The organism is Streptomyces kurssanovii, from assembly GCF_040677245.1.
Classification (GTDB): Bacteria; Actinomycetota; Actinomycetes; order Streptomycetales; family Streptomycetaceae; genus Streptomyces; species Streptomyces kurssanovii.
Window position 1 is genome coordinate 39,757 of record NZ_JBFAQK010000030.1, and the last position, 12,335, is coordinate 52,091.

Below are 12,335 nucleotides of genomic sequence, written 5' to 3' on the forward strand. Positions count from 1 at the left end.
ACGAGCACACGCCGGCGGTTCGAAACCGTCCGCGCCCGTCGGCGCGTGAAGGCCCCTCGCCGAGCATGGCGAGGGGCCTTCACGTCGATGCCGGGGCCACCGTGTGCCGGTCGGGTCCAGCAGCGTCACCCGGAACACCGAGGGGCGGTGTCGTCAGGCGCCACGCAGGTCACGGCCATACGCTGGAAGGAGACCCTCGAGCATGGAGGGCAGCATGGACCGCGACGCGATGCTCCGTCTTTTCGAGGCCCACCGTGAGGCTGAAGCCGCCCGGGACTATGACGCCGTCCTCGCCACGTTCGCCGAGGACTGCTTCCTCGAGACGGTGCCGCTCGGCCTGCGGAGCGAGGGCAAGGACGCGGCCCGGGCCGCCTACGTGGGGTACTTCACGGCATTTCCCGATCTCAGCCCCGATGACCAGGGCATCGCCTTCGGGGACGACGTTCTCGTGGTCTGGGGCACGTTGCGCGGGACGAGCGGGGGCGCCTGGCTGGGCGTACCTCCGAGCGGTGGATCCTTTGCCGTGCAATTCGCCAATGTCGTCCCGTTCAAGGGCGACCTGATGGCCGGCGAGACGATCTACTTCGACCTCGCAACGCTCACCGAGCAGGCCGGGTTGAACACCGAGCAGATCCGGGTGGCCGCGAAGGCCCGCGCGGGCCGACAGCTATGACGTAGCGGCGGAGTTGTGCGGGATCACCGCCGGTAGCGATCCGGAAGAGCGGGCCAGGGGGCCTAGGGCCCGAAGAGGCCACGTCCCGAGGTGCGCCGGCCGCGTGGCGCGGGAGGCGGCCGGCGCTTGCCCCGGGCGTCAGGGAGTTGTGTCGGTGAGGACGGCGAACCGGGCGCGGTTGCCGGTGCCGTCCGGGGTGTGCCAGCTCGCGGTGACGTGGCCCCTCGCGTCCGGCGTCGGAGCAGCGGCGTCGAGGCGGCGGGTCACGTGGAGGGTCAGGCCGGGGGCCACCGCGAGGTGCGTCCCGTGCTCGTCGTCGGTGACCGGCGTCGGTGTGACCGTGGTCGGGAGCGGGGCTCCGGTGAGGTGCGCGGTGACCGAGAGGTCGGGCGTGTCGCTCACGCTCTGCGCCTGCGGCTCGGCGTCGCCCGCGACAAGAGCGAGCAACTGCTCGACGAGGACCGGGTCATGAGTCCCGTCGTACACCCAGCGCCTGCCCAGGACGCCGTGTTCGGACGTGCCGATGAGAGCGGCCTCGGCGGCTCCCTCGAGCGGTGCCCCGTGGTAGCTGAGAGGTACGTGGTACGAGAACGGCCGGTCGCCGGAGGTGTCGGTGACCACCATGAACTCGATGCCCACCTCCCCCTTGGGGTCGTCCAGGCGGAATCCGCCGGCCTTCGAGAGTTCGGGCCGGCTCGCCGTGCCCTCGTACCAGGGCCGCGAGGGCAGCCAGGCGGCGAGGAGTTCCAGCTTGCCGGGGGTCATGGTGGTGCGGTGGATGACAGCCATGCCACCTGAACGATCAGGTGACGGCCGCGGATTCCCCTACCGACGGCAACGCCTATTCGGAGTGGGACTCCTGGGACGGCCACATGCCGTCGTCCGTGAACTGCGCACCCCAGTAGTACGGGTTGACGTCCCGGAGGGTACGGGCGGCCCACCCCGTCGCCGACCCGTTGTCGGGGACCGCGACCTGGACCTCGGGGCCCCACATGGCGAGGCGTTCTTGGCAGATGCCGCACGGCGGCAGGATCAGTATCCGGTCCCGTTCCGGGTCCCGGTAGACGCAGACCGACGCGGTGACCCGCCGGTTCAGCGTGTACGCCCGGCAGATCGCGCCGGTCTCGTGGCAGAGCGACACCCCGCCGTTCAGGTTGTCGAGTCCGACGCTGGTGAGTATCTCGCCGTCGTCCAGACGGAGCGCGGCGGCCCCGCCCGGCTCGTCGGCGGGCCACCGGCGGTTCAGTTGTGCGAGCGCCGCGTCGACGAGCCTTTGATCCAGTGCCGGTTCCAGGTCCGGTTCCACGTCCATACCGCGCATCCTGGCATGCCGTCCGGTCATGGAGGTGGTGAAGATCATGAAGCGATCCCGGGGGTGTACGGAATTGCGCTCCTGGACGTGGGGAGGCGTGTGATCGGATGGAGCTCATGACGAGGACGACTCTGCATCTTTTCTGCTCCGCCGCGCCTCCCGTGTTCGACGTCGCCCAGGTGATCGAGCAGGCGCAGGCCGGCGGGTGGGACGTATGTCTCGGCCTGACGCCCGACGCGGCGCGCTGGCTGGAGCCCAGCCTCGACGGCCTGGCGGTGCTCACCGGCCATCCTGTCCGGTTCGCCTACGACCGGCCCGGAGAGCCGGAGATCTGGCCGTCGGCCGACGCTGTCCTGTTCGCGCCGGTGACGTTCAACAGCCTCAACGCATGGGCCCTGGGTCTGACCTCTTCGTTCGTTGTGGGAGCCGCCGCGGAGGCGATCGGCAGGGGCGTCCCGACGGTGGCGGTGCCCTGTGTGAACGCGGCGTTCGCCCGGCACCCGCAGTTCGAAAGGTCTGTGGAGACGCTGCGTTCGGCCGGCGTATCGGTCCTGTACGGCTACGGCGAGGACGGCCCCGCCCCGCACGAGCCGGGCCAGGTCCAGGGGAACGGGCAGGGGCAAGGCCGGGAACGGGTGGGCGTGTACCCGTGGGGAGCGGCGCTGGACGTCGTGGGTGCGCAGGTCGCCGCCGGGCGGTCGTAGCCGGCCTGGGGCGTGGGGCCGGGCGGGCTGCGGCGGACGTAGTTGAGCGCGTTCAAAAACTCTGTCACGATGTCTCCGGCCGGCCATCGAGACTCCGGCGCCGGACGAAAGGACGTCGTCGGATGACGAGCTCGATTCTCCGGCCGCGAGGCCGTGACCGTGTCCGTGTGCATGCGGCCCCCATGGGGATCGCCGCGGGCAGCACGGAGCCGACCCGGATCCTCGACTGGCGTCACCCCCGCGTCGCCATGCTCGTCCGCGGCCTCGGGGCGACGACCGCATCGGACCCGGAGAACGCCGCCGCGCACCGGGTGCAGGCCCTGCGGACGGCCCACCGGTGGATCGCCGCAGCCGTACGCCCCGTGTATTCGGTGCGGGACGAGCGGCCCGTGTCGGAGGTCCTGCGCCGCGGCCGGGGCTCCTGCAGCCAGCGACTGGCCGTCCTGGAGTCCGTCGCGCGGGCGTCCGGGGTCGCCACACGGGTACGCGGACTCGTGGTCGACGGAACGTTCTGGTATCCGCGCTTTCCCCGGCTGCACCGGATCGTCCCCGACCAGGTCCTCCTCGCATGGCCGGAGTTCCGGATCGACGGCCTCTCGTCGGACGGGCACCCCGCGGCGCCATGGCTGACGGTCTCCGAACTCTTCGGTGATCTGGGCGAGTTGAGCGCCGATCCGGGCGGCGGCTTCACCAACGCCGACTCGGAGACGCTCTTCGAGGCCCTGTCCAGGACGGCGATCGACTGGGACGGGGCGACGGCCTGCCCGTCCACCGGTGCGCCCTGCGACCTCTCGGCGCATGTCCTCGCGGACCTCGGTCACTTCGACTCGCGCGACGAACTCTTCGCCCGGCACGGCCAGACGCTCTGCGGGACGGCCAGGCTGCTGGCCGAACCCGTCCTCGGCCGGCGCGCGGCCGGCGCATAGCGCTACCGCGGCGGATCCGTGCCGGTACAGGCACGCCGGCGGTCAGCGGTACGCGCCGGCCGGACCCGGCAGCAGGACGCGAGAGCGGTACGCAGCCGTACGCGAGCGGCGCGGCGGCCTGGCGGGTCGAGGGTCCGGAGGCCGGGCGTAGCCTGGGAGCGGGGGCACGAGGAGGTGCGCCATGGCCACACCGACCGTCTCCGCGCGGGAGATCCCCCGGACCTCCGCCGCACGGGCACGCGAGGTGAACGAGGCGGAGATACGGGCCTCGCTCGCCGCGATGCGCGCTCTCGGCACCGAGGACGAGGCCTGGTCCCGGCCCACGGCCTGCACGGGCTGGACGGTACGCGACATGGTCGCTCACGAGGTCGGGCAGTACGAGGAACTGCCCAAGCCCTGGCTCATGATCAGCCGGAAACGGCGCGGCCGGCAGGCGCACCCCGGCCTCGGTCCGCTCGACAGTCACAACGCGCGCCAGGTCGAGGAGCGTGGTGACGTGCCGGGTCCGGAACTGACCGCCGAGTTCGCCCGCGTCGCGCCTCGGGGTGCCCGCTCCCTGCGCCGTATGCCCGCCCCGGTCCGCAAGCGGGTGCGGCTCAGCCTGATCTTTCCCGAGGGGAAGGCCCTCCCCGAGGACTCGATGGAGTACATGAACAATGTCCTGATCGCCCGCGACACGTGGATGCACCGCGTGGACATCAGCGACGCCACCGGGGTCGGCCTGGTGCTCGACGATCATGACCGCGAGATCGTGAACCAGATCGTGCTGGACCTGGCGCTCGGCTGGACCGGTCCGCCGTGCCTGCTGGAACTCTCGGGCCCTGCCGGTGGCCGTCATCGCCTGGGCAGCGGCCCGCCGGCCGTGATCCTGCGGGCGGACGCGATCGCCTTCGCCCGGCATCTGTCGGGGCGCCCCGCGCGCGGCGAGCTGGTGTACGAGGGGGACGAGGACGCCGCTGCGGCCCTCGACGCGGCCCGGGTCCCCTTCTGAGCCCCCTCTGAGGGCTTCGGGTCGGGCCGGCGCCGGTGAGGGCGAGCAGGCGGGCTGCGCGTCGGCGGGCCCGCGGCTAGTGGACGAAGCTGTAGCTCAGCCAGGGGCCCGCGCCCGGCGCCGGGACGTCGGACGTCATCGACGGAATGTAGATCGACTCGCCGCCGGAGCAGTCGTCCGTCGGGTAGACGATGGCGTCGGTCTCCGTCTCGTTCTCGACCGCGACCGCGCCCGGGTGCTCGAAGTGGTGGCAGCCGGTGACCTTGGGGCTGGTGACCGTCGTGTGGTGTTCGTGTCCGCTCTCGTAGGTGAACGTGCCCACGGCGGTGCGGTCGAGGCCGGAGCATCCCGCGGCGGTGAGGGCGAGGAGCACGGTCCCGGCAGCGACGGCGGCATGCCGGTAAGGGGTCACGGACACGAGCGCTCCTCGTCCGGTCGGGAAGGTCCTGGCGAAGGCCACCTTGCCGTCTCACCGGGCCGGGGGCATCCGGGGAGCGGCCGGCCGGGGGTACGACCCCTGCCCGGGGCAGCGCCCGGACCCGCCGCCCGGACGCCGGCCGGGGACGGTCAGGACAGGAGCTCGGTGAGACGTGCGAGGGCGTCCCGGGCGGAGGCCCGCTCGTCCGCGTCGAGCTCGAGCCCGGCGGCCCGTGCCAGCATGCGTTCCGCCGTCTCCTCGTCGCCGAGCCGGTGCGCGACGTCCGCGCGCAGCACCAGCAGGCGCAGGAGCTGCGGGGGAGTAGGACGCTCGCCGTCGGCTCGCAGGGCGTGGTCGATGATCTTCGCGGCGCCCGGCAGGTCCTGCTTCGAGTCGACGAAGAGGTCTGCGGTGCGCAGCGCCCGCGCGAACCGTCCTTCGGTGATCGGCTGCTGGTGGCCACCGCCCGGCTCAGTGCCCTGCTTCCCGGCGTGGTCCCCGTTCTGGTGCGCGTCGTGGGTCCCGTCCTGTTCCTGGATGCGGACTTCCTCGATCTCCTGGCCGACGCGGATGCTGTTGCCGCCGGGGTCGGTCATCAGGAACTGCCGCATCCCGTAGGACATGTCCTTCAGCGGCCCTATCCGCGGCAGCCCGCGTCCGGGGATCTTTCCGTAGGCGGCCTTGAGGCCGCCGCGGAAGGCGGCGTAGAGGCTGTCGACGTCGTCCGTGACGAGGTAGCAGCCGGAGTAGGACTCCGCGGGGTTGTAGCCCTTCATGGTGAAGAACTGCAGTTGCACCGGGCCTCGTTCCACGACCGCGTACGGGTAAGGGCTCTTCTGGAAGAAGGTCGTCCGGAAACCCAGCGCCGTATAGAAGTCGACCACGGGCTGAATCGCGTGGCAGGGGAGCAGGGGGATGGTCTTCTCGGTCATTCCCCGAGAGTAGTCAAAGTTGACTAGCCGCGCTACGGGGACGGGCCGGACTTCGCGCCGTGCCGCCTTGGAAACCCGCTCCGGCCCCGCCCGCCTTGCCGTCCTCAGCGGCTTCGGCGGGGTCGCCGGGCGACGTGTGCGCGCCGTACGGGGCAGGGCTCGACCGCCTGGCCGGCAGCCCGGCGAGCATCCGTCCAGCGGCTTTCCCAGGACCGCTCGAACCGGCCCTGAGCTGGGCTTCTGCGCCGTTCGGCCGTAGCGTTCGACCATCGTTGAAAGGGGGTCCTGATGGACCGGGACATACGTACGGTCGACGACGTCATGAAGCTTCTGGACGGACTGTTCGCGCCGGAGGCCGACCGCTGGACCGAGGGTGCGGCCGACTGGTGGGACGGCTTCTACGGCGACCGTTCCAAGCCGGTGCCGTTCTTCGTCGCGAAGCCCGACGAGAACCTGGTCTCGTACCTCGACAGCGGCCTGATCACCCCGGGCCGGGCACTCGATCTGGGCTGCGGTCCCGGCCGCAACGCCCTGTACCTCGCCTCGCTGGGCTTCCAGGTGGACGCCGTCGACCTCTCACCGGTCGCGATCTCCTGGGCCGAGGAACGCGCCCGCGAGACCGGGGCCGGAAGCGCGGTCCGGTTCCACCGCGGTGACGCCTTCGCTCTCGACCCGGTCGAATTCGGCGGCCCCTACGACCTGGTCTACGACTCGGGCTGCTTCCACCATCTGCCGCCCCACCGGCGCGTCAGCTACCTCCAGTTGCTCGACCGGGTCCTCGCCCCCGGCGGTCGCTTCGCGCTCACCTGCTTCGCCTCTGGTGCGATGGGGTCCGAACTGCCCGACGCCGACTTCTACGGCCAGTCAAGGCTGCACGGCGGCCTCGCCTACACGCCCGAGTCGCTGCGGTGGATCTTCTCGGACCTGGAGGAGGTCGAGCTGCGTCGTATGCGCGACGAACCGGCCGAGTCACCCTGCTTCGGGAAGGCCTTCCTCTGGTCGGCGCTGTTCCGCAAATCTTCCTGAGGGCGGCCGGGCGAGGGGGCGCCTTCCCTCGACGGCCGTCCGCCCGGGGCGGACGCGGCGCCGCCGTCCCCGGTCCTGGGACGGCGGCGTCCTCGCTCGCCGGGCTACGGCTTGCGGCCCACCGCGCCGTAGGCGTCCACGGCCGTCGCGTCGGCCGCGTCGTCGGACTCCGGGCGCCACTGCGTGACCTGGACGACTCCGGGCTCCGCCAGCTCCAGGCCGTCGAAGAACGCGGCGATCTCGTCGACGCTGCGCACGTAGTACGGGACCGCGCCACTGGAGTTGTACGCCTCGGACGCCGCGATCATGCCCGCGCTGGTGGAGGTGCTGTCGCTGATCACGAGGTAACTGCCCGACGGCAGACCCGCCATGAGCCGGTCGACCAGATCCCGTGCCCGGTCGTGGTCGGCGACGTGGCCGAGGGTGTTGAGGATCATCAGCGCGACCGGCCGGGACAGGTCCAGCGTGCCCTCGGCGGCCTTGAGGATCTCCTCGGGGGCGTACAGATCGGCGTCCAGGTACGCCGTCCTGCCCTCGGGCGTGCTGGTGAGCAGGGCCCGGGCGTGGGCCAGGACGAGCGGGTCGCTGTCGACGTACACGATCCGCGAGTCGGGCGCGACGCGCTGCGCGACCTCGTGGGTGTTGTCGGCGGTGGGCAGGCCGGTGCCGATGTCGAGGAACTGGCGGATGCCCTGCTCGCCCGCGAGGTGCCGGACCGCGCGACCGAGGAACTGGCGGCTCGTGCGGGCCACGTCGACGAGGCCCGGGAAGATGTCCTTGATGTGGTCGCCGGTCTCGCGGTCGATCTCGTAGTGGTCCTTGCCGCCGACGAAGTAGTTCCAGAAACGGGCGGAATGGGGCTTGCTCGTGTCGATCCGGGCGCGTATGTCCGCGGCGGCGGCGAGCTGGGGGTCGTGTTCTGACACGAGTGGGCCTCCTGGGCGCGAAACGATTCCTCGACCGGGTCCTAACCTAGACCAATCGGCCGGGTGACGGCTCGTTCCCTGGCGACCCGCCTCGCGTCCAACTCGCCTCGCACGCAGGGCGTTTACGGGTGACAGCGGCTCGGGCGGCCGGGCCTGGGAGCACGGCCTTCATCGCGCGTCCGCGTGCGGCCGCGTTCGCGGGCCCCTCAGCACCCCTGTACGGCGGTGGAGTTGCCTCACCCCAGAGTGGCGAGCAGCTCGTTGCACGCCTGTTCGCAGGTCCGGCATGCCTCGGCGCAGAGACGGCAGTGCTCGTGCATGTCGGCGTGCTTCGCGCACTCGTCCGCGCACGCCTTGCAGGCCGTGGCGCACGCCTGCACGATCGCGCGGGTGATGTTCGCGTCGTAGCCGGTGTGGCGTGACAGGACGGCCGCGGTGGCGGTGCAGATGTCGGCGCAGTCCATGTCGGTGCGGATGCACTTCGTCAGGTCGCCGACCATGCCCTCGGAGAGGCACGCGTCGGCGCAGGCCGTACACGCCTGCGCGCAGGCGGTGCATGCCTCGATGCAGCGGCTCATGGCGTCCTGGTCGACGCCGCCGAGGTCGGCGGGATAGGTGTTCAGCATGTCCTTCGCGGACGCGGTCATGGCCATCGTGATCTCCTCGTCGTGTTCGGCGCCCGGGCGGCGCGTGCAGGACGGGTAGCACGCCGCGTGCCTCCCAAACGGGGCGGGCCGGTGCCGCGGGGGCATGCCGCTGGGAGGCCGCTCGGGTGCCGGCTCCCGGGCTCAGGTAGCGGCGCCTGCCCTGAGGAGGTCGTTCGCCTCCTCCGCGGTCAGCTCGGCCCCGTACAGCCGCGCCCCGGGCTGGTGAGTGCGGCCGCCCCGCCCGATGTCGCCGGCGTCGACCGGGTCGAAGCCGATGTCCCGGATCAGCCCGGCGACCACGGCCTTCGCCTCCGTGTCGGTACCGGAGATGGGGATGGCCAGCCGACCGGGGTCCCCCTTGGGCCGGCCGCGGTCACGGAGGTTCTCCCAGTGGATGGCGTTGAACGCCTTCACCACGTTGGCGTTCGTGTGGGCGCGGATCTTCTCGCTGGAGGTGGTGCGGTCGTCGTCGAGTTCGGCGTCGTGGCCGTCGCGCTGCGCGTAGTAGTTGCAGGTGTCGATCACGACCTTGTCCTTGAGGGCGTCCGCCGGCAGTTCCTCGTACCGGCCGTACGGAATGCTGACCACGACGACCTGCCCGAACGTCGCGGCCTGCTCGACCGTGACCGCCCGAAGGGTGCCGCCGATCTCTTCGACGAGCCCGGCGAGGGTCTCCGGGCCCCTGGAGTTGCTGATGACCACGTCATGGCCGATGCGCACGAAATGGCGGGCCAGGGTCGAGCCGACGCGGCCCGCGCCGATGATGCCGATCTTCATGGGAATCTCCTCAGGGTGTCCTCGTCACAACGTTCCGCCGCGCGCGGCGTCGGGGGCGCGGGGCGGGGGTGCCGGGGCGGTCGGGGCGGTCGGGCACAGGTGGTCCCGCAGAAGGTCGACGTGGTCTTCCCGTCCGTGTCCTGGTCCATCGGCGGCCGGGTGCCCCTGCCATGGGCCGTGAAACGGCCCGGTCCGGGGCCGCCGGATGCTGTGGAACGCCGGAGGCGTTGTCGTAGGCGGCCGTTACTGTCGCCCGCATGACAGCCACCTTCGACCTGACCCTCGACTGCGCCGACGCGGGACTCCTCGCCGCCTTCTGGAAGACGGCCCTCGGGTACATCGACGAGCCGCCGCCCGCTCCGTACACGACGCGTGAGGAGTGGCTCGCCCAGTTCGACCTGCCGGAGGACGACGCGGCGGACGACGGGGCATGGCTGTGCGCCCCGGACGGCACCGGCCCGCGCCTGTCGATCCTCAAGGTGCCGGAGCCGAAGACGGCGAAGAACCGGCTCCACCTCGACGTCCGCGTACCGGGCCACGGCACGCCGGAGGAGCGGTGGGCCCGCGTCCGGGCGGAGTCGCGGCGGCTGGTCGAGGCGGGCGGCAGCGTCGTGGAGACGTTCGACGGGCACCACGTCGTGATGGCGGACCCGGAGGGCAACGAATTCTGCGTTGCCGCGGCGTCCGCGTAGGAAGACCACAGGGCTGGAGCGGTCCGATCAGTCCGACGGCTGCGGCGCCGCGGGGCTGAGAAGCGGGCCGTTCAGTCGTCGGCCGAGTGCTTCAGCCGCAGGTGGGCGGCGAGCGCGACCTCCAGCAGGGTGGCACGAAGGGCTTCCCGGGACCGCCCTCTGGTCCTGACCGCGTGGCAGTTGGGGCACAGAGCGGCCATCACACTCGGGTGATCCGGGCCGCCCTTGGCGATCTCCATGATGTGATCGACCTCGAGGATCGGCGCGCCCGCGTCCGTCACATCGGCGGGCTGGCCGTCGCAGGCCGGGTTCTCGCACAGCCCCCGGCTCCGTGCGAGCACGGCCCGCCGGGCAACGGCCGACCGTACGGGATCGTTTCGCAGGCTCGCTCTCCGCCGGACGCCTCCGGCTTCCGCCCGGCCGTCGAGAAGACGGCACCACTTCTCGTACTGCGCCGCCGCTGTCACGGCCGCGTCCACGACCGGCTCCCGAGGCTCCGAGTCGTCCGCGACGCCTTCGTCGCACAGGCCGGTGTCCTCGAGCAGCGGAACAGGGTCGAGACCCTCGAAATACTTGGCGAGGACGGCCTCGATCACCGATATCCGGGCATGGCCCGAGCGGTGCACGAGGTCGTGGAACGGCTGGGCCAGCCCGCCACTGGGCCGCTGCTCGGCGAACCAGCTCCTGAGCTCCGAGTCGCCGTGTGCGGTGGGCACCTCACCGACGTGGCCTTCGAGTGTCCACAGACCCGCGCGGTGAAGAGCGAGAACGGGGTAGTCCGGGCGCCGACGCTCCCCTCGCACCCCGTGACGTTCCAGCAGAGCCCCGATCGCCTCGTCGGTCTCGGCCCACGCGAGGCTGCGGGCCTCGCCCCGGCGCGCCCGGCCGATGGCCCACAGCAAAGTGATCGGCTGGTACAGGCGCGGTCCGCTCGCAGCATGGGCCGCGCGCAGGCCCTGCACGCGTCGGAGGAATTCCTCGTGAGCGGGAGCGGCCGCGATGGCGGCTCCGGAGACCTGTGAGGCGTCCGAAACCTCGAAACCGAGGGCGCGGAGCAGCTTGACCGTGTGCACCTTGCCCCCGGAGAAGGCGTCAGGGCGCAGCGGCTGCAGACCGGGGAGACAGCCGTGAGCGGCCCCCAGGACGGCCTTGGAGTCGTAGCGCTTTCCGTCGACCACGAGGAAGTAGTCGCGTGCCCGGCCGAAGCCGTACCGCTTCAGGAATGCGTTCCGACCGATCGCGTCGAATTCCGCGACGGCTTGGAGGACTTGGGACCGTCCTATGTCGGTGAGCGCCATGCCGGAACGGTAGTCGAGCGCACCGACACCGAGGGCGGGCACCGGCGGGGGGTGGGGTGACGTCGGGGAGTGATCCGTTCACGGTGCGCGCATGCCCGCGCGGGAGCGGCCGGGCCGGCCGGACCCGTGTCCCATGGCCGGGAGCGGTTCGAGTTGCGGGGGGCGGTGGGCGGCGGATCGTGGAGGTGGGGTCGGCGGTCGAGGGAAGGAGTCGGGCATGGCGGACCGGCACGGACCGTGGGAGCCTGCGTCGGGCTGGGGCGCGCGTGGGTGGGTGGTTCTGGCCCGGGCCGTGGTCGCCCTGGTCGTCATGGTCGGCGTGGTCATGGCCGCAGGCGGTGGCGGTCACCCGCCGTCGGCAGTGGCGGCAGGCCGGAGCGTGGCGCAGCCGACGCCGTCAGTTCCGCCGCCGATCGAGCTCAGCGGCACGGGGGACCAGGTGACGAAGCCTTTCGCGCTGACCGGTGGACTGGCCGTCCTGAGAGCGGAGTGCCCGTCCTGCAAGGCGGACTTCATCGTCGAGCTGCTCGACGACAAGCATCAGGTCAAGGATGTCGTCGCCGACCGGGTCGGCGCGTACAGCGGGTCCAGGGCCGCCGGTGTGCAGGGCGGCGACCACGTTCTGCTGGTCGAGGCGGACGCTCCGTGGAGCGTGGAGATCACGCAGCCCGGCGACCGGCCGGCGGCGGAGCTGCCCCAGAGCTCCACGGGCAGCGGGGACCGGGTCGAGGGGCCGTTCGCGGCGGACAAGAGGATGGTCGTGCGGGCGACCCACAGCGGCGGGAACGACTTCGCCGTCACGGTGCTGGACGCCAAGGGCAGGGCGCAGGACCTCGTCTTCAACGAGACAGGGGAGTTCGACGGCGCCGCCGTCGCCCAGATGATCAGCGCCGGGCCGTACTACCTGAATGTGACCGCCGACGGCGACTGGACCCTGGATCTGTCCGAGCCGTAGAGCGCCGGCGGCCGGGCCACCGGTCCACGGGTGCCCAACGGCACACGCGGACCGGCCG

General features: G+C 71.8%; 15 protein-coding genes. 7 read left to right on the forward strand and 8 right to left on the reverse strand.

What is annotated here, in order from left to right; translation table 11 throughout:
- Positions 1–202: 202 nt before the first annotated feature.
- Entirely contained in the window at positions 203–673 is a 471-nt protein-coding gene (locus tag AB0K36_RS21280) for an ester cyclase (RefSeq protein ID WP_364596603.1), read from the forward strand.
- Between the two features lie 138 nt (positions 674–811).
- Here AB0K36_RS21280 and AB0K36_RS21285 read toward each other — a convergent pair whose 3' ends face one another.
- Together AB0K36_RS21285 and AB0K36_RS21290 are read right to left on the reverse strand one after the other, a co-directional pair.
- Entirely contained in the window at positions 812–1,462 is a 651-nt protein-coding gene (locus AB0K36_RS21285; RefSeq protein ID WP_364596606.1) for a maltokinase N-terminal cap-like domain-containing protein, read from the reverse strand.
- 52 nt (positions 1,463–1,514) lie between these two features.
- Positions 1,515–2,033: a cytidine deaminase gene (locus AB0K36_RS21290; RefSeq protein ID WP_364596609.1), complete on the reverse strand. Its 519-nt coding sequence runs from the start codon at positions 2,031–2,033 to the stop codon at positions 1,515–1,517.
- 68 nt (positions 2,034–2,101) lie between these two features.
- Between AB0K36_RS21290 and AB0K36_RS21295 the strand changes: the two genes are divergently transcribed.
- From AB0K36_RS21295 to AB0K36_RS21305, 3 genes are all read left to right on the forward strand, one after another.
- Positions 2,102–2,689, forward strand: coding sequence for a flavoprotein (locus tag AB0K36_RS21295; protein WP_364596612.1), 588 nt, complete (start codon positions 2,102–2,104; stop codon positions 2,687–2,689).
- Between the two features lie 122 nt (positions 2,690–2,811).
- Entirely contained in the window at positions 2,812–3,615 is an 804-nt protein-coding gene (locus AB0K36_RS21300) for a transglutaminase domain-containing protein (RefSeq protein ID WP_364596615.1), read from the forward strand.
- Between the two features lie 181 nt (positions 3,616–3,796).
- Positions 3,797–4,606, forward strand: coding sequence for a maleylpyruvate isomerase family mycothiol-dependent enzyme (locus AB0K36_RS21305; RefSeq protein ID WP_364596618.1), 810 nt, complete (start codon positions 3,797–3,799; stop codon positions 4,604–4,606).
- Positions 4,607–4,682: 76 nt separating this feature from the next.
- On the opposite strand, the gene AB0K36_RS21310 is transcribed toward AB0K36_RS21305, so the two are convergent.
- Together AB0K36_RS21310 and AB0K36_RS21315 are read right to left on the reverse strand one after the other, a co-directional pair.
- The gene (locus tag AB0K36_RS21310; protein WP_364596621.1) at positions 4,683–5,024 is read right to left on the reverse strand and encodes a hypothetical protein; all 342 of its coding nucleotides are present in this window, start codon (positions 5,022–5,024) and stop codon (positions 4,683–4,685) included.
- 149 nt (positions 5,025–5,173) lie between these two features.
- Positions 5,174–5,956, reverse strand: coding sequence for a VOC family protein (locus tag AB0K36_RS21315; protein ID WP_364596624.1), 783 nt, complete (start codon positions 5,954–5,956; stop codon positions 5,174–5,176).
- Positions 5,957–6,244: 288 nt separating this feature from the next.
- On the opposite strand from AB0K36_RS21315, the gene AB0K36_RS21320 reads away from it, so the two are divergent.
- The gene (locus AB0K36_RS21320) at positions 6,245–6,982 is read left to right on the forward strand and encodes a class I SAM-dependent methyltransferase (RefSeq protein ID WP_364596627.1); all 738 of its coding nucleotides are present in this window, start codon (positions 6,245–6,247) and stop codon (positions 6,980–6,982) included.
- A gap of 104 nt (positions 6,983–7,086) precedes the next feature.
- Here AB0K36_RS21320 and AB0K36_RS21325 read toward each other — a convergent pair whose 3' ends face one another.
- The 3 genes from AB0K36_RS21325 to AB0K36_RS21335 all read right to left on the reverse strand — a co-directional run bounded on the left by AB0K36_RS21325 (position 7,087) and on the right by AB0K36_RS21335 (position 9,332).
- Positions 7,087–7,908, reverse strand: a complete 822-nt coding sequence (locus AB0K36_RS21325) for an SAM-dependent methyltransferase (RefSeq protein ID WP_364596630.1) — start codon at positions 7,906–7,908, stop codon at positions 7,087–7,089.
- Between the two features lie 236 nt (positions 7,909–8,144).
- On the reverse strand, positions 8,145–8,555 hold the full coding sequence (locus AB0K36_RS21330; protein ID WP_364596696.1) for a four-helix bundle copper-binding protein: 411 nt from the start codon (positions 8,553–8,555) through the stop codon (positions 8,145–8,147).
- 141 nt (positions 8,556–8,696) lie between these two features.
- A complete protein-coding gene (locus AB0K36_RS21335; protein WP_364596633.1) occupies positions 8,697–9,332 on the reverse strand; it encodes an NADPH-dependent F420 reductase in 636 nt (211 codons plus the stop codon).
- Positions 9,333–9,589: 257 nt separating this feature from the next.
- Here AB0K36_RS21335 and AB0K36_RS21340 point away from each other — a divergent pair, with 257 nt between their 5' ends.
- The gene (locus tag AB0K36_RS21340; RefSeq protein ID WP_364596636.1) at positions 9,590–10,024 is read left to right on the forward strand and encodes a VOC family protein; all 435 of its coding nucleotides are present in this window, start codon (positions 9,590–9,592) and stop codon (positions 10,022–10,024) included.
- Positions 10,025–10,095: 71 nt separating this feature from the next.
- Here the strand turns inward: AB0K36_RS21340 and AB0K36_RS21345 are convergent, their stop codons facing one another.
- A complete protein-coding gene (locus tag AB0K36_RS21345; protein WP_364596639.1) occupies positions 10,096–11,322 on the reverse strand; it encodes a phosphorothioated DNA-binding restriction endonuclease family protein in 1,227 nt (408 codons plus the stop codon).
- Between the two features lie 217 nt (positions 11,323–11,539).
- Between AB0K36_RS21345 and AB0K36_RS21350 the strand changes: the two genes are divergently transcribed.
- Positions 11,540–12,277, forward strand: coding sequence for a hypothetical protein (locus AB0K36_RS21350; protein WP_364596641.1), 738 nt, complete (start codon positions 11,540–11,542; stop codon positions 12,275–12,277).
- The last annotated feature ends 58 nt before the right edge of the window (positions 12,278–12,335 follow it).